The 16,137-nt window shown below is 62.0% G+C and carries 14 protein-coding genes and 2 pseudogenes; 5 read left to right on the top strand and 11 right to left on the bottom strand.

Features of this window, described 5'->3' with window-relative positions; all coding sequences use genetic code 11:
* Positions 1 to 46 precede the first annotated feature (46 nt).
* The 3 genes from queE to queC are packed head-to-tail and all read right to left on the bottom strand — an operon-like array spanning position 47 to position 1,847.
* Positions 47 to 784 carry a 7-carboxy-7-deazaguanine synthase QueE gene (queE, locus tag M1D34_RS19915; protein WP_248447943.1) on the bottom strand — a complete coding sequence of 246 codons (738 nt, stop codon included), beginning with the start codon at positions 782 to 784 and terminating at the stop codon, positions 47 to 49.
* Entirely contained in the window at positions 781 to 1,137 is a 357-nt protein-coding gene (gene queD, locus M1D34_RS19910; protein ID WP_498784318.1) for a 6-carboxytetrahydropterin synthase QueD, read from the bottom strand. Before queD ends, queE begins: the two co-directional genes overlap by 4 nt.
* A complete protein-coding gene (queC, locus tag M1D34_RS19905; protein ID WP_498783881.1) occupies positions 1,137 to 1,847 on the bottom strand; it encodes a 7-cyano-7-deazaguanine synthase QueC in 711 nt (236 codons plus the stop codon). The genes queD and queC overlap by 1 nt, the downstream gene beginning before the upstream one ends.
* A 291-nt stretch (positions 1,848 to 2,138) precedes the next feature.
* Between queC and M1D34_RS19900 the strand changes: the two genes are divergently transcribed.
* Together M1D34_RS19900 and M1D34_RS19895 are read left to right on the top strand one after the other, a co-directional pair.
* The gene (locus M1D34_RS19900; protein WP_498783879.1) at positions 2,139 to 3,518 is read left to right on the top strand and encodes an enoyl ACP reductase FabMG family protein; all 1,380 of its coding nucleotides are present in this window, start codon (positions 2,139 to 2,141) and stop codon (positions 3,516 to 3,518) included.
* A gap of 2 nt (positions 3,519 to 3,520) precedes the next feature.
* A pseudogene (locus M1D34_RS19895) lies at positions 3,521 to 3,769 on the top strand (integrase core domain-containing protein); the annotation flags it as partial.
* On the opposite strand, the gene M1D34_RS19890 reads toward M1D34_RS19895, so the two are convergent.
* The 8 genes from M1D34_RS19890 to M1D34_RS19855 form a co-directional block, all read right to left on the bottom strand.
* On the bottom strand, positions 3,770 to 4,966 hold the full coding sequence (locus M1D34_RS19890) for a M20 metallopeptidase family protein (RefSeq protein WP_498783877.1): 1,197 nt from the start codon (positions 4,964 to 4,966) through the stop codon (positions 3,770 to 3,772).
* Positions 4,967 to 5,015: 49 nt separating this feature from the next.
* A complete protein-coding gene (locus M1D34_RS19885) occupies positions 5,016 to 6,017 on the bottom strand; it encodes an ABC transporter ATP-binding protein (protein ID WP_498783875.1) in 1,002 nt (333 codons plus the stop codon).
* The gene (locus M1D34_RS19880; protein ID WP_498783873.1) at positions 6,014 to 6,994 is read right to left on the bottom strand and encodes an ABC transporter ATP-binding protein; all 981 of its coding nucleotides are present in this window, start codon (positions 6,992 to 6,994) and stop codon (positions 6,014 to 6,016) included. Before M1D34_RS19880 ends, M1D34_RS19885 begins: the two co-directional genes overlap by 4 nt.
* On the bottom strand, positions 6,991 to 7,905 hold the full coding sequence (locus tag M1D34_RS19875) for an ABC transporter permease (RefSeq protein WP_498783871.1): 915 nt from the start codon (positions 7,903 to 7,905) through the stop codon (positions 6,991 to 6,993). The genes M1D34_RS19880 and M1D34_RS19875 overlap by 4 nt, the downstream gene beginning before the upstream one ends.
* Before the next feature lie 4 nt (positions 7,906 to 7,909).
* A complete protein-coding gene (locus M1D34_RS19870; RefSeq protein ID WP_498783869.1) occupies positions 7,910 to 8,884 on the bottom strand; it encodes an ABC transporter permease in 975 nt (324 codons plus the stop codon).
* A 147-nt stretch (positions 8,885 to 9,031) separates the two neighbouring features.
* A complete protein-coding gene (gene ggt, locus M1D34_RS19865; RefSeq protein WP_498783867.1) occupies positions 9,032 to 10,642 on the bottom strand; it encodes a gamma-glutamyltransferase in 1,611 nt (536 codons plus the stop codon).
* Positions 10,639 to 11,493 carry an alpha/beta hydrolase gene (locus M1D34_RS19860; protein WP_498783865.1) on the bottom strand — a complete coding sequence of 285 codons (855 nt, stop codon included), beginning with the start codon at positions 11,491 to 11,493 and terminating at the stop codon, positions 10,639 to 10,641. Before M1D34_RS19860 ends, ggt begins: the two co-directional genes overlap by 4 nt.
* Before the next feature lie 59 nt (positions 11,494 to 11,552).
* On the bottom strand, positions 11,553 to 13,130 hold the full coding sequence (locus tag M1D34_RS19855) for an ABC transporter substrate-binding protein (RefSeq protein WP_498783863.1): 1,578 nt from the start codon (positions 13,128 to 13,130) through the stop codon (positions 11,553 to 11,555).
* A 188-nt stretch (positions 13,131 to 13,318) separates the two neighbouring features.
* On the opposite strand from M1D34_RS19855, the gene M1D34_RS19850 reads away from it, so the two are divergent.
* The 3 genes and pseudogenes from M1D34_RS19850 to M1D34_RS19840 all read left to right on the top strand — a co-directional run bounded on the left by M1D34_RS19850 (position 13,319) and on the right by M1D34_RS19840 (position 16,132).
* Positions 13,319 to 14,086, top strand: coding sequence for an IclR family transcriptional regulator (locus M1D34_RS19850; protein WP_498783861.1), 768 nt, complete (start codon positions 13,319 to 13,321; stop codon positions 14,084 to 14,086).
* Between the two features lie 34 nt (positions 14,087 to 14,120).
* Positions 14,121 to 14,286 (top strand): annotated as a pseudogene (locus M1D34_RS19845) (IS5/IS1182 family transposase); the annotation flags it as partial.
* A gap of 406 nt (positions 14,287 to 14,692) precedes the next feature.
* Positions 14,693 to 16,132 carry a DUF7125 family protein gene (locus M1D34_RS19840; protein ID WP_498783859.1) on the top strand — a complete coding sequence of 480 codons (1,440 nt, stop codon included), beginning with the start codon at positions 14,693 to 14,695 and terminating at the stop codon, positions 16,130 to 16,132.
* The last annotated feature ends 5 nt before the right edge of the window (positions 16,133 to 16,137 follow it).

Genomic DNA, 16,137 nt, shown 5'->3' with positions numbered 1-16,137 from the left:
GTCCGGATCGAAGTGCTGCGGCCTGATAAGACGCGCGACTGCTGCTTCAAACGCCCCGCCTGTTGCCCCAGATGAGGACATGCAGTTGCGGCAGGACCCGCGCCTCGAACCACCTGTCGGCAACAACTCTATCGACCAACCAGCGCATCCGCTCCATCACGCCGTCGATATCGATCGGCGCGTCCGCCTCCTCCGCGGGCGGCGGAGTATGGTTGCCGGGCTGCAGATAGACGGGAAGATGCGGATGGCGCGCGGCAGCTGTCATTGCATAGGCATAGTCCGCTTCATCGAAGACCACGAATTTCAATACCGTCTGCGGCTTGTTTCCAGCACTGCGGAGACAGTCGTCCAAGGCTTCCCAGTCGGTCTCCATCCCGCTCGAGGGCGGCTTAGGACTGAGCACCAGCACGTCGAGAGCGGCGAACCAGTCGCGAGCGACCGAACCTTGCGTTTCCAGGGCGAATCGATAGCCTTTTTCGTGCCCGCGGCCGATCAGATCGCCGAACGGCTGTATTGCCGGGTTGCCGCCCGATAGCGAAACCATCACGGCTTCACCGCCCGAAAGCCGAACGATTTCCTGCCAAACCTCCTCGGTCGACATCGTTTGCCATTCATGCCGGTAGCTGCTGTCGACGGCATGGAGGCTGTCGCACCAGGAACAGCGGTAATCGCAGCCGCCGCTCCTGACGAATACCGTCGGCAGGCCGATCAGCACCCCCTCCCCCTGGATCGTGGGTCCGAATATCTCGCTGACGCGGATTTCGTTCGATCGGGTGTGGATCATGGCCGATATTCCGCCCAGGTCTTCGCCGTCTCGCTGACGCGAACGGCTGTCGTCTCGGGCAGCCGAACCTGGCACCATTCGTAGAAATGCTGCGCCAGGCATTCCGCCGTCACCCGATCGTGCCCGAGCACGTCGTTCAGATGGCGGTGGTCGAAGCACTCGTCGATATATTGCTTCAGTGGCGCGAGCTCGTGGTAGTCGCGCACGAATCCATGCTCGTTCAGCGTTTCGCCGGAAAGCTCGACCTCGACGATGTAGTTGTGCCCATGCAGCCGCGCGCATTGATGCTCGGCCGGCAGGCTCTTCAGCTGGTGCGAGGCGGAGAAATGGAATTCCTTGGTGATGCGAAACATCATTTCACCTCTTCGGCAACGAAGGAGCCGGTCGCCGCGACCCAGAAGTCCGGATCGTCATACTCCGTTGGATCAGGGACGCCCGCGAGGTGAAAGGCTTCACGGCGTTCGACGCAGGTGCCGCAGCGCCCGCAATGGCGGACACCGCCCTTATAGCAGGACCAGGTCTCGGCAAAGGGCGTATCGTGCCTTGCTCCGTCCGCGACGATGTCCGCCTTCGAGACGTTCACAAAGGGCGCATAGAGCGCGACATCCGCATAGCCATCGAGCGCGCGGTTCTGCATCGCCTGGAAAGCATCGATGAAGCCCGGCCGGCAATCGGGATAGATGAAGTGGTCGCCGCCATGCACGGCGGTCGCGACGGCATCCGCCTTGCGGGCTGCAGCGACCCCGAAGGCGATGGCAAGCATGATGGCGTTGCGGTTCGGCACCACCGTCGCCTTCATCGTCTCTTCGGCATAGTGTCCGTCCGGGACGTCCACGTCGTCGGTGAGCGCCGATCCGGTGAGGTGGCGGCCGATCTCGCGGATGTCGATGATCTGGTGCGGGACGCCCAGGCGCCTGGCGCAGGCGGCGGCGAAATCCAGTTCCTTGCGGTGCCGTTGGCCGTAATCGAACGACAGGAGGCCGAAAAGCTCCTGTTCAGCCGCGACCTTGTGCGCAAGCGAAACGGAATCCAATCCGCCGGAGCAGATTACAATTGTCTTCATGACAGGTGTCCTTGTTTTGACCGGGTAGGCTGCGACCGGAGATCTACTGCGCGCTTTTTAGGCCAAAGAGGACGGCTTGTGAATGGCCGACCGGTGCGGGAAGACATAAGTTTGTCCGGCCGGGGCTACCGTTCGGACTGCATTATTCGGTTCAGACACCGAGAAGTCTTTCACGTTTTGAAATGAACGGTCACTTAAAATTACTTCCCATTAGGAGTCAGTGCGGTCATGTGATTATCGAAGCTCGTCTGAGCCACCGCTCGACGACCAACGGACCAAAGAGCTGATTGCATGGAAAACCCGGTCGCATTGAACCGCATCGCCGAAAACAGCGTCTTTCGTAAAGGTGATGTTTTCGTCCTCTTCGGTGAACTATTCGGTCGCGGATATGCGACCGGCTTGCTCGACGAAGCACGGCGGGCTGGAATGGAGATCGTGGGCATCACGGTCGGGCGGCGCGACGAGAACAACGCACTTCGGCCTTTGAACGCCGAGGAACTCTCTGCCGCCGAGGAACGACTGGGCGGCAGGATTATCAACATACCTCTTATGGCCGGGTTCGATCTCGACGCTCCGACAGGAGGCCCTACTCCGACGGATCTCCTCGCAACAATGACGCTGGAGAGCTGGGAACTTGAGAGGCTCGACTGGGACTACATTGAGCAGTGCCGGGACATCGCCACCTCACGGTTCACCAATGCGCTTTCACAGGTCATGGCCGTTCTCGACGGCATGATTGCCGACGGCCGCAATGTCTTCTTCGCCCATACAATGGCCGGCGGCATCCCGAAAGCGAAGGTATTCCTGGCTGTTGCCAATCGAATCTACAAGGGACGTGGTCCCCGCCACATGTCTTCGCAAGCGCTGCTCGACAGCGATATGGGCAAGCTCATCCTGCAGAATTTCGACGAAGTCACCGCAATTACCTTTCGACATCTTATCGACTTCAGCGCGGCGATCCGTGAGCGCGCAGAGGCATCTGGTGCTCAGGTCCGGTACACCGCCTACGGTTACCATGGAACGGCAATCCTGATTGACGGAAGCTATCGTTGGCAGACCTACACCAACTACACCCAGGGTTACGCCAAGATGCGGCTCGAACGCATCGCGCAAGAAGCCTGGGCAGCGGGTGTCAAGGCAACCGTCTATAACTGTCCCGAAATCCGGACCAATTCCTCCGACGTATTCACGGGTATCGAACTTCCGCTGATACCGCTGCTACTCGCCTTGCGGAAAGAGAACGGTGGCCAATGGGCAGAGGACCAATGGCAGGCATGTCAGAAGCTTCTGGCAGACGGCTTCACGATGAAGGATGTGTTCCAAAAAATTGCCGATATGCAGGCCAACGAAGCCATGCGACCGTTTTACGACTTCTCGGCGTGGCCGATGGCGAACAGCCAAGCGCAGGCCGATCTGACCATCGGCACGTCCAACGAGATCACGCAGATGCATCGGGACAGCAAGGCAATGATCAGCGACCTCCTGAGTGCTCTCGTGGTGGAGGCGACCGGGCAGCTGATTTTTGGCGCGTCCTCAGATCCCTCCGGCCCCATTCAGTGGCTCAACCACGATATTGTGGCGCGTCGACTTAACGCTTCCCACCTGCAAAGCAAGGCTCCCGCGCCGTTGAGCGCGCAAGGGGCGAAAGACTCTCAGCTTGAGGTGGCCTAGCCCTCGGCCTCAAACACGCCCGAACCAAGCCCTACACGCCCAAGACAAATAGTAAGGCCGAACGCTTCATCCAGACCGCGCTCAGAGAGGGCCAATGCCAGAGCCTACACGACGTCAGATCGCCGGGCAGCCGAGCTGCCGTCTGGCTGCACCGATACGATTGGCATCGCCCGCATCGCAGCCTAAAATCCAAAACACCCATCAGTCGCCTCGGATTGATCGAGGACAACCTGTTGAGGCTCCACAGCTAGTCAGCTCAGGAGATCGGCCGCGGTTCGCGCCAGAGCCAGCGTTCCGAAGGCGATGGATCGCTCATCGGGCTGATAGTCGGGATTATGCACCTTGTCCGACCGGCCCGGCTGGGAGGACCCTACGAGCAGCCGGAACGACGGGACCATTTGCGCAATCAGCCCAAAATCCTCACCTCCCATGCTCGGTTCAAAGTCGAACGCCACATCGCCGAGCTGCGAATTGATCGCGCTTACGGTGCGCTGAAGCATGCTCTCATCGTTGAAGATGGGCGGTGTGCCGCGTCTATAGGCAAGCTCGCAGGCCGCCCTGAAGCTCAACCCGACGCCCTCGCAGAGCCGGCGCAGACCGGCCTCCACCGTATCGCGCGCCTCCGGCTGCCGGCTTCGCACGGTTCCCTTCAGTTCGCACCGTTCGGGGATGATGTTCCGGGCCTCGCCGGCGTGGATTGAGCCGACTGTCACGACGCAAGCGTCGAGCGCCCGCACATCCCGCGACACGATGGTCTGCAACTGTCCGATCAACTGGGCCGCGATGACGATCGGATCGACGGCGGCGTAGGGACGGGCCGCATGTCCGCCCTTCCCGTGCACGGTGATGTCGAATGAATCGACCGCGGCATTCGCATAGCCGTGCACGATGCCGAACTGACCGACGGGTATTTCCGGCCGGTTATGCAGGCTCAGCGCCATGTCGACGCCTTCCATCACCCCGTCGGCGATCATTTCCTTGGCGCCGCCGACAGCCTCCTCCGCCGGCTGAAAGATGAGGCGGACGTTGCCGGTCAACCGGTCCTCCAGGCGCTTCAGCACGGCGCCGACGGCAAGGACCGTCGCGGTGTGGAGATCGTGGCCGCAGGCATGCATGCGGTTCGGGATCTTGCTCGCATAGGCAAGCCCCGTCTCCTCCTGCATCGGAAGAGCGTCCATGTCCGCGCGGATCATCAGGGTGGGACCGGGCCTCTTGCCGCGGATGTGCCCGACGACGCCGGTGCGACCGACGCCGGTCTGGTGCTCGATCCCGAGGCTTGCCAAGGTCTCCGCGACGAGGGCAGCCGTCCGGACCTCCTCGAAGGCGATTTCGGGATATTCGTGGATGCGCCTGCGGATATCGATGAAACGCGCGTCGTTTTCATCGACGATAGCCGCAATCAGCGACGCCACGTCATTGACGCCGGAATGGGAAAGCTTCTCAGCCACGGCTGACCTCCTGCCTCGAGTTGAATTTGCGGATGCGACCGCGGCCGGGTCAGCCGTTCAGATGGCAGGCCGACAGGTGTTTCGGCGCCACTTCCTTGCGGACCGGGACTTCCACGCGGCAGCGCTCCATGGCGAATGGACAACGGGGATGGAAATGACAGCCCTTGGGCGGATCGAGTGGGCTGGGAAGTTCGCCTTCCACGGCCTTGAAACGCCGCTTGCCCGTTTCGATACGGGGAACTTCCGCCAGGAGGGCCTGCGTGTAGGGATGGTTGGGACGTCTAAAGACATCCTCGACGAGCGCTTCCTCGACGATCCGGCCGAGATACATGATCGCGACGCGGTCGGAAATGTGCTCCACCACCCCGAGATCATGGCTGACGAAGAGGTAGGTCAGGTCCAGCCGGTCCCGCAGGTCCATGAACAGGTTGATCACCTGAGCCTGGATGGAGACGTCAAGGGCGGCGACGCTTTCGTCGCAGACGAGGAATTTCGGCTGCACGGCCAGCGCCCGCGCGATGTTGACCCTCTGGCGCTGACCACCCGAGAACTGGTGCGGATAGCGCGTCTTCATGGACGGGTCGAAGCCGGCCAGCGTCAGGTAGTTGTCTACGTAGGAGGCGCGTTCCGCCGCGGTTGCCAGGCCGTGCGTCTTCGGCGCCTCCCAGACGAGCTCTTCGATCGTCATGCGCGGATTGAGGGCCGCCATCGGGTTCTGGAAGATCATCTGCGTGGCGAGGCCGGCCTCCTTCTGCTCGGCGGCGGACATTGTCTTACGGTCAACCCCCTTCCAGAAGACGCTGCCGTCGGTCGGGGCCGCGACACCGGCGATGACGCGGCCGAGGGTCGATTTTCCGCAGCCGCTTTCCCCGACGAGGCCGACGACTTCGCCGCTGCGAATGCTTAGGCTGACGCCATCCAGCGCATGAACGACCGGGGCGGACTTTGCCAGCTTCAGGCTGAGCGCGATCCTCGCGGCAAGGTCCGGCCTGGCGCCGAAACGCTGCGTTATCGTCCTGGCCTCGATCAGGGGGGGCTCGACAGCCTTCATGATGCGGATACTTTCGTCACGGGATGGATGCAGCGGAAGGATCGGTCGCCCGCAGGTGCCAGCTCCGGTATGACGAGACAGCCGTCGTCCGCCCGCCCGCAGCGCGTGCGGAAGCTGCAGCCCTGCGGAAGGCGGTTGAGGGCTGGCGTCATGCCGTTGATCTGGCGCAAGCGCTCCCCGCGTTCGTTCTGCGACGGAACGGAGGCGATCAGGCCTGCGGTGTAGGGATGGCGGGGATCGTTGAGAACCTCGGTGACGGGGCCGGTCTCCACCAGCCGGCCGGCATACATGACGGCAATGTCGTCGGCCAGCCGCGAAACGATGGCGAGGTCGTGGGTGATCCAGATCACCGCAGTCCTTGCCTCCTCGGTGAGCTTCTGGAACTCCGCGATGATCTGGCTCTGGATCGTCACGTCGAGCGCAGTCGTCGGTTCGTCGGCGATGATGAGGTCCGGCTTGTGCAGGAGCGCGATGGCAATGGCCACCCGCTGGCGCATGCCGCCGGAAAACTGGTGGGGATAGGCCGCGAGCCGCTCCTCGGGGCTCGGGATGCCGACAAGGCCCAAGGCGTCCCGGGCGCGCTGCCGGGCCATATCCTTCGACACGCTCTCATGGGCCAGCACGGCCTCGATCATCTGCGTGCCGACCGACAGAACGGGGTTAAGCGTCATCGTGGGATCCTGGAACACCATCGCGATCCGTTTGCCGCGGAGACGACGCATCTCCTCTTCCGAATTCCGGCTGATATCGACGCCGTCGAATAGGATCTCGCCCGAGGCAATGCGGCCGGGCCGCTCCAGAAGCCGGATGATCGAGAAACCGGTGACGGATTTTCCGGAGCCGGACTCTCCCACGAGGCCGAGCACGCGGCCGCGTTCAACGGAAAAGGACACATCGTTGACCGCCCGGACGCCGGACCGCCGCTTGCCGCCGCCGAACTCGGTGACCAGATTGCGTACCTGCAAGAGCGCGGTCATGATGCGTTCCTCGGATTGAGCACGTCGCGAAGGCGATCGCCGACCAGATTGATGGCGACGATGGTGACCAGGAGCGCGATGCCGGGGAAGAAGCTGATCCAGTAGAGGCCCGTCAGCAGATACTGGTAACCGGTCGAGATCAGCATGCCGAGCGAGGGTTCGGTGACGGAGGCGCCGAGGCCGAGGAAGGAAAGCGTCGCTTCCAGGCCGATGGCGCGCGCCACCTGCATCGTCGCGATCACGATCACGGGGGCGAGACAGTTCGGCAGCAGATGCCGAAAGAGAATGCGCCAGCCCGGCAAGCGGAGCATGCGCGCGGCCTCGATATATTCCTTCTCGCGCTCGACGAGGGCGGTGGCGCGGACGGTGCGCGCATAGGTCGCCCATTCGGCGACGATCAGCGCGATGACGACATTGAGCACTCCCTTGCCGAGGACCGCCAGCATCATCAGCGCCATCAGGATGGTCGGGAACGACAGCTGCAAGTCGACTAGGCGCATGATCACGATTTCCGTCCGGCGCCCCATATAGGCGGCGAACAGCCCCGCCGTCGTTCCAATGATGGCGGCCGCGAAGGCAGAGAGCACGCCGACCAACAGCGAAGTGCGGAGGCCATAGAGGATGCCGGACAGGATGTCGCGGCCCTGACTGTCGGTGCCGAGGTGATAGACGAAGCCGGTCATGGATTCCGAACCCGGCGCCAGGCGCCCGTCCATGATGTCCAACTGCATCAGGTCGTAGGGGTTCTGCGGCGATATCCAGGGCGCAAGGAGCGCCAGGCAACAGATGGCGAGGAGGGTAACGAAGCCGATCGCCGCCGCCGGCGAGGCGAAGAAATCGGCGAGGTTTTTGGAAAAGCGGCCGGGTTCCGGAAGCGCTTTGTCCGTCTCTTGCATATTGTGTTCGGCCATGCGTCTAAGCCTTTGAATCCAGCCGGACCCGCGGATCCAGGATGGTGTAACAGACGTCGATGATGAAGTTCAGGACGACGAAGAGGAGAACCATCATCATCAGGTAGGCGACGATGACGGGCCGATCGAGCAGGTTGATCGAGTCGATGATCAGCTTGCCCATGCCCGGCCAGGCGAAGATGCTTTCGGTTACAACCGAAAAGGCGATGAGCGAGCCGAATTCGAGGCCGATGATCGTAACGACGGGGATCATCAGGTTCTTGAGCACGTGCACGGCGATCACCCGGCGCTCGCGCAAACCCTTCGCCCGGGCGAACTTGACATAATCCTGGGGCAGGACCTCCTGCACCCCGGCGCGGGTCAGCCGCAGGATGAGGGACGTCTTGAACAGAGCGAGGTTGAAGGCGGGCAGGAGGAGATGCCTGATCCCCTCGCCGGTCAGAAACGACCATTGCACGCCGAACAGCTCCAGCGTCTGGCCGCGCCCGTTGGTCGGCAGCCAGCCCAGCTCGACCGAGAAGACCATGATCAGCATCAGGCCGACCCAGAATGTCGGCAGTGAAAATCCGAGGATCGAGCCGCTCATGATCAGCTTCGACGAGACCCGTTTCGGATAGAGACCGGCGTAAAGACCAAGCGGCAGACCGAAGACGAGCGCGATCGTCAAAGCCGAGATCGCCAGTTCGAGCGTTGCCGGCAGCCGTTCCAGGATGAGCCCCATGGCCGGGCGGCCATAGACGAAGCTGTCGCCGAAATCACCGTGCAGCAGACCTTGCAGGAACAGGAGATATTGCCGCCAGAGCGGCTGGTCGAGGCCATAATGGGCGATCACACGGGCGCGCTCGGCCTGGTTGGCGTCGGGGTTGATCAGGATATCGACCGGATTGCCGATCACGTTTACGCCGATGAATACGATCACCGTCATCGCGACGACGACGAACACCGCCTGTATCAACCGCCTGATTATCGATGTGACCATTGACTGCTCCAGGCCCCTGTTTTTACCGCATTGTCCAACGCCGAAGCGGTTTCGCTTCGAGCGGTTTTCCGCCCGCACTCCGCTCTGACCCAATAGAATCGATCACCTTCATGATTTTAGGTCGATCCGCGCTAAAATCGTCGTGACCTAGGCGACAGATATTGCCATCCCGTCGCGTTGCGGATCTGCGGCTCCCTTGGAGACGCCGTTTTCGATCCTGATCGCGTGGACCGCCGCGAAGGCGTAGGTCTGAGGCGACCGCGCCACTTGATACCCTTCCGCACGCAGTTCGTCCTCCACCGAATGGCGGATGCGGTTGCAGATGTCGATGGTGTTCGACACGCCGACGATCCGCGGCGCGACGACCGCCTCGAGCACCGGCATGCCGAAGTCGATCATGTTCATCAGGCATTGTGCGACGGCCGGGGCGATATAGCTCCCGCCCGGTGCACCGATCACGATGCTGGGTTCTTCGTCCTTGAAGACGATGGTCGGCGCGGCGGAACTCGGCCGGCGCTTACCGGGAGCGATTGAACCGGGCTTCCCTGGAACCGGATTGAAGCGGCTCATGGTGCCGTTGTACATGAAACCGAGGCCATCCGTGATCGCGCCGGACGGGCTGCCCAGCGTGTGGGTCATGGCGACGGCGTTACCGTCCTTGTCGATAACCGAGATATGGGTCGTCTCGCGCTGCGACCGGTCGAGGCGCGAGACATTGGCTCTTTCACCGGCCTTGATCGACGCGGCCAGGGCGGCTGCATGGTCGCGCGACAGCAGCTTCTCGTATGGCACTTCGACATAGGCGGGATCGCCCATATGGGCGTCCTTGTCGATCGTCATCCGCTTCATGGCCTCGAACAGGATGCGGATGTGCTCGGCGCTGCCGTGCTGCATCGCGCCGACGTCGAACTGTTCCATGATGTGCAAGAGTTCGAGCATCGGGAAGCCGGAACCCGGCGGAGGCGATGTGGCAATGCGGTGCCCGCGATATTCGCCCCAGACGGGTTTCACGCGCGACAGCTCGTAGCGCGCGAGATCCTGCCGGCCGATCAGGCCTCCATTGACCTTGAAATCCTCGGCGATCTGCTCGGCGATCTCGCCATGGTAGAAGACGTCGGATCCGCCGCTGCGCGCGATGCGTTCGAGCGTCTGCGCCATGTCCGTGTTGACGAGCATTTCCCCAACATTGCGAATATTGCCGTCCTCATGGAAATAGACGCGCCGACCGGTGGCGGAATAGCGCAGCTTTTCAGACGTATTGGCGAAGCCGTCGTTCGACTGGTCCTTGGTCCAATACCAGTGCATGTGGCTGCGGATCATGAAGCCGTCGCGGGCATAGCGGATCGCTGGCGCGATGAGGTCCGCCCAGTCGAACGTGCCGTAGTCTCTGAGCGCCGTCTCATAGCCCTTGAGAGACCCGGGCGTACAGACCGCAAGGTAGCCGATATCAGAGACATTGCCTTCCAGGACGTAACCGAAGCCGTCCCGGCTCTGATGCTTGATCGCGCCCAGCCACATGTCCGGTGTCGCCTTCAAGGGGGCGCGAGCGTAGAATTCGAGGATCTCGTGCACACCCTTCTTCGGCATGTGCACATGCATGGAGCCGAACCCGCCGATGCCTGCCATTTGCGGATCGACGACGCCCTGGACGAAGGCGCAGGCGAGCGCGGCGTCGATGGCATTGCCGCCGCGCTCGAGCACATGAGCACCCGCTTCCACCGCCTCGGGCTGCGGCGCGACAATGGTTGCATTTCTCATCTTGCGCGACGGTCCTTCAATACCTTTGCGAGGAAGGCCTTGACGTGGCCCAGCACCTTGATCCGGTCGTGGGAGACGCCCGGCACACGCTCGAAGCTCACATTTACGCCGGCATCGCGGAACGATTTCGCAAGCGCCGCCAGACGCTCGGGGCGCGTCGCGCCGGCATCGTTCGCGCCCTCCATGTAATACCGCCCGCCGGGCTGGTGGGTGATCTCCCAAGTCTCCAGATCGGCGTCGCCGACGACCATTTGCACCGGAATCTTCGCAAGTTCCTGCGGCTGAAACGGCCGGCCGAAACGGGTCTCCAGGTCGCGAATGCCGACCCACCAGTCGCGCGTCGGATCGAGAAGCGTAACCGAGCCAGGCGCACCGATCGACGCGGCCCAGAGCTTTTCCGGATGAAGAATGGCAAACCGATGGGTGAAATGCCCGCCGCCGGAGAAGCCGAACATGGCGAAGGTCGACCAGTCCTGCCCATATTTGGCAGCGACTTCCTCGACCATGGCGAGAACGACGCGGTCATAGCGGATTGCGCCTTCCTCGATGAACTTGTAGCCGGAGCGCGCGCCGTCGCCGAGCACGCCGACGGGGAAGATCGGGCACAGGATTGCGCAATCGTTGTAGAGGCCGAATTCGGCGAAACCGTCGCGGAAGTCGATGGCCGAGGTGCGGCCCGTGCCGTGCACGGCGACCAGAAGGTCGAGTTTGCGTCCATCGGCAGCCGTTGGCGGGACGTAGAGCAGCATATGAAGGCGCGGGTCGACCTGCGACGCGAAAATCGCCGTCTGGCCGAAGTCATAGATCGCCTTCGCCCGGGCATTGGCATCGCCCGTTCCGAGTTCCTGCATGATTGTCTCCTGGAAAGTCAAGAATGGGGGGCCGCCTCACACGGTCCCCAGGCCCGCCGTCAATTTGCGGGCTTCACTTCATAGGCGAGCGTGTATTTGTCGCCACGCGGCGTGTAGGCGATCGTTTTGCGGGCGCCGAGCACGACGTTTTCGTAATGCATGGGAAGAATCCAGAGATTGTCGAAGGTCTGCTTTGACAGCTCCTGCAGCAGCGGAACGCGCTCCGCCTCGTCAAGGGTCGAGCTCGCGCGGGCGAGCACCTCGTCGATCTTCGGGTCCGACACACCGCCGCCATTATAGCGCCCGGTTCCCTTCGCCTCGTCGCGCGTAGCGACCAGGGCGACCGTCGGATTGGTCGTCTCGCCGGTGTTGACTCCCCACGAGCCGAGATAGGTGCTGTACTGGCCTTCTGCATAGGCTTCCGAATACATGGCCCAGGGCATCACCTCGACCTTGGACTGGATGCCGATGCGCGTGAACATCTGGCCGACGGCCTGAAGCACCTCGGCATCCTTGACGTAGCGGCCGGAGGGGCCGTGCAGCGTCAGGCTGAAGCCCTCCGGATAGCCCGCCTCTGTCAGGAGCGCCTTCGCGGCGGCCGGATCATAGGTGACGCTCTCGACCTTGTCGCTATGGCCGGCATAGCCGTCGGCGACGAATTGGTCGGCGACGGTGCCGTTCTTCTGCATGACGCGGTCAACGATGGCAGGGCGATTGATCGACATCAGCATGGCGCGGCGGACGCGGATGTCCTTGAGCGGGTTCTTGCCGAGGTCCGAACCGTCCGTCGCCTTGATGAAGGGCGAGGCATCGCGGCTCACATCCATGCCGAGATAGACGAGGCGCGAGGACTGGCCGTTAATGACCTGGAGGTTTTCGCTCGCCTCGACACGCGCCATGCCGTCGGCCGGAAGGGCTTCGATAATGTCGATCTCATTCGACAGAAGCGACGCCAGCCGGGCGCCGTCGTCGGGCAGGAAGCGCAGGGTGACGTTCGCCCAGTGCGACGCGCCGGCGAAATATTCCTCGTTCCGCTTCATCGTCAGGTCGCCGCCCGGCGTATAGGAGACGAAGGAATAGGCCCCAGTCCCAATCGCACACTTGCCGCTGTCGAAGTCCTGGACCGACGCGTCCTTGCAGTCGGCACTGATGATGCGGATGCGGCTGACAGAATTGAGGATCAGTGGATCGGGAACCTTCGTCTCGACGATGACGGTGAATGGGTCCTTGACGCTGACGTTCGCGATGCTGCGAGTGTAGGACGCAAAACCTTGGCTCGGCTTGTCGCGGGCCCGCAGCAGCGAGGCGACGACGTCGTCGGCATTGAATTCGCTTCCATCGTGAAACTTCACGCCTTTGCGCAGCTTGAACTCCCAGTGGGTGTCGTCGACGGCCTTCCATTCGGTCGCCAGTTCCGGGTTGTTGGCCGACGTGCCCGTCAGGTTGACGAGACTGTCCCAGATATGCCGGGACGTCGCGTTGTTTGGCGCGGAGCTGTCCTCATGCGGATCGAGGGTAGTGGGCGTCGTCGACATGCCGATCGTCAGGGGGGTCTTCTCCTGCGCGGTGGCGAGTACAGGGATGGCGATCGTGCCTAGCAGAGCGACGGCTGCTCGCGTCAATATGTTTGCGGTCATGTTGTTAAATCCCAGTTGGAGGTTTCCTGCCGGTCTGATGCCAGCCTGACGAGCGGTTCTGAGCCTCTCTTGGAAAAAAGCGTAGGTTTCCCGGACGCCCATTGTCAAACGGAAAACGAGCGTGTTACGCTCATCGTAACAGTGAATTCCGGCCCTAAAACCGGAAACCAACTTTACGGAAACCCCCCATGAACGATGGGCGAAAACAAGACAAAAGCTCGACGGTACAATCGGTTGACGTCTGCATCGACGTCCTTCTCGACGTCGCGAAGAATCCGGACTGCAGGCTGGCCGACATCGCCAGAAACATTGGCGAGACCAAGCCGAGAATCTTGCGAATGTTACGCACAATGGAATGCCGAGGACTGGTCAGGAAGAGTAGTAGCGGCACCTATCGCCTCGGAAACACCGCCATCGTGCTCGGCACGGCCGCGTCGACGCAGGTCGACCTGGTCAGAATCGCAAACCCGATCCTGGAGGAGCTCGGGCAGAAGGTAAATGAAACGACCCAGTTGAGGATCATCGACAACGGCGAGTCCCTCTGCATCGCCAAGTTCGAGCCGACTCGGGATCTTCGGGTGCATTCGATGATCGGAAGGCGCCGACCGCTTCATGCGGGTTCTTATAAGGTTCTACTCGCCTACCTGCCGCCGCAGGTCCAGGCGCAGATGATTCCCGACAAGCTCGAGCGCTTCACCGCCCGGACCATCACGACCCGCGCCAAACTGGAGGCGGAGCTGAAACGCGTTCGCGAGGTCGGTCATTGCGTCAGCCGCGGCGAGGTCAGTGATCAGCTTGTGTCGGTATCCGTCCCGGTGCTCGCCTTCGACGGCTCGGTCATCGCTGCCGTGAACATCGCCGCTCCAGCGTTTCGGACACAGGACAGCGACATTCCGCGTTACATCGCCCTATTGAAGAACGCCGCAAGGAAAATATCCGAGGGGCTCGGCTGGTAGGATTGCGACAGCGATAAACCGTTCACAAGCTTGCCTTGCGATGCGGCAGCGCCAGCGCGGCCGTAAGCTAGGGACTGCATGCGTCGGAGGTCGAATGCTTCCGTAAGGGCAAGGCCCACCGGCCCTCCGAATTCGGCGTCAAGGTCTCGGTCGCCACCACGCTGAAGCGCTCCAAGGCGGCCGCCCTGCATGCGAAGGCCTAGGACCCCGCACGCCTCTTAGCGACGGTCATTGTTCACGGTCGACGACGGCGCTAGCGACACCGGACGCAACCAGGCGGCGGTTTGAAGACTTGTCTCGTTCATGTGGTCGGCAGCCGACCTCGCGCGAACCCGACCGGCGATTCCACTAGAGGCAGCAGACTGGCATCCAGGGCGCAGCTGCCGCGTACTGACTTCATCGTCTTCTTCAAAGTCTCGGCGCTGATCGCATTTGAAGTCGTTCGGTCCGGCGGCAATCGGCTCTCCGTTGCGGAGCTCCGGAAAGGCGGTGTGTGGCCGCAACTACGGTTTGCCTCAGCTTGTTCTCAGTTCGAACTCGAAATCATACCCGGACGCCCTAACTTTCATTCTCGTCTTCAATGTTGAACATCATCGAGAGGTGAACGTGGCAGAGCGCAAGAAGCAGACAGTAGTGAGCTCTGGTATCTCCGGGCTGGACGAAATCCTCCGCGGCGGCTTGCCAGCATCAAATCTCTACATCGTCCAGGGCGCACCGGGGTCGGGCAAGACGACCGCGGCCCTGCAATTCCTCCGCGCGGGTGTCGCGCGAGGCGAGCGCTGCATCTATGTCAGTCTGTCTCAGACCAGAGCCGAGTTGGAGTCGATCGCGCTGTCGCACGGCTGGACGCTCGATGGCATAAGGGTGGAGGAACTCTCCGCTTCCGACTCAATCAACCGCGCCGCCGACCAGACGATCTTCCAGACGACTGAACTCCGTTTGGACGAAACGAGAAAGACGATCGAAAGCGCAATCGAAGATCACAAGCCCAGCCGATTGGTTTATGACTCGCTCCTGGAAATACGGCTGATTACCGGCGACTCACCCCGCTTCCGACGCGAGCTGATCGCTTTCAAAGCGTTCCTCGCACAGCGCAATATCGTGGCTCTGCTGCTCGATACGCAAACATATGAGACGGATCGAACGGGCGAAGAGGTCGACGGCATTGCCCACGGGGTCATTCGCCTGGACAAGTCGCTCGAGGAATATGGGGGCGTGCGCCGCCGCATCGAAGTCAGCAAGATGCGTGGCGTTCCCGTCGCCGATGGCTATCACGACATGGCAATTCGCGAGGGCGAAGGGGTCGTCGTGTTCCCGCGAATCGTACCGGGTGAGGCGGCGAGAACCGTCAAGCCGCAGTTGATCAAGTCCGGTGTCGATGCCCTCGACGAAATGTTCGGCGGCGGGCAGGAATCGGGAACGACAACGCTCGTCATAGGCCAGGCGGGCACCGGCAAATCGACGATGGCGTCGCTCTATGCGACCGCAGCCCTCAAGCGCGGTGAAAGTGTTGGGCTCTTCCTGTTCGAGGAGCGCATCGAGACATTCTTCCGGCGCTCCGAGGGGCTGGGTATGGATCTGCGTCAGTTCCATCAGGATGACCGGCTGATCATCCGCGACTTCAATCCCAACGAGATCTCGCCGGGAGAGTTCGGCCAGATCGTCCAGCAATCGGTGAGCGGCGAGAAGGTGAAGGTCGTCGTCATCGACAGCTTCACCGGATATTTGAATTCCCTGCCACATCGTGAGAAGGCCGTTCGCGACATACAGTCGCTCCTCAAATATCTCGCCCGCGCCGGCGTGCTCACCATCCTCATCGTCGCGCAGCACGGTCTGCTCGGCCAGGGCATAGGCATCGACGTCGATGTGAGCTTCCTGGGTGACACGGTGCTTCTGCTGCGCATCGCGGAACACGAGGGCAGGCTTCGGCGCAGCATCACGGTCGTAAAGAAGCGGCATGGGCCACACGATCTCGATGTGCGCGAATTGTTCATTCAAAGCTCAGGCGTCGGGGTGATCCCGTACAATCCGCTTCCGGAGGCGTAATCGCT

Source organism: Ensifer sp. D2-11 (assembly GCF_054161295.1).
The sequence above is the reverse complement of the archived record's forward strand: the minus strand, read 5'-3'. Positions and strand labels throughout refer to the sequence as shown.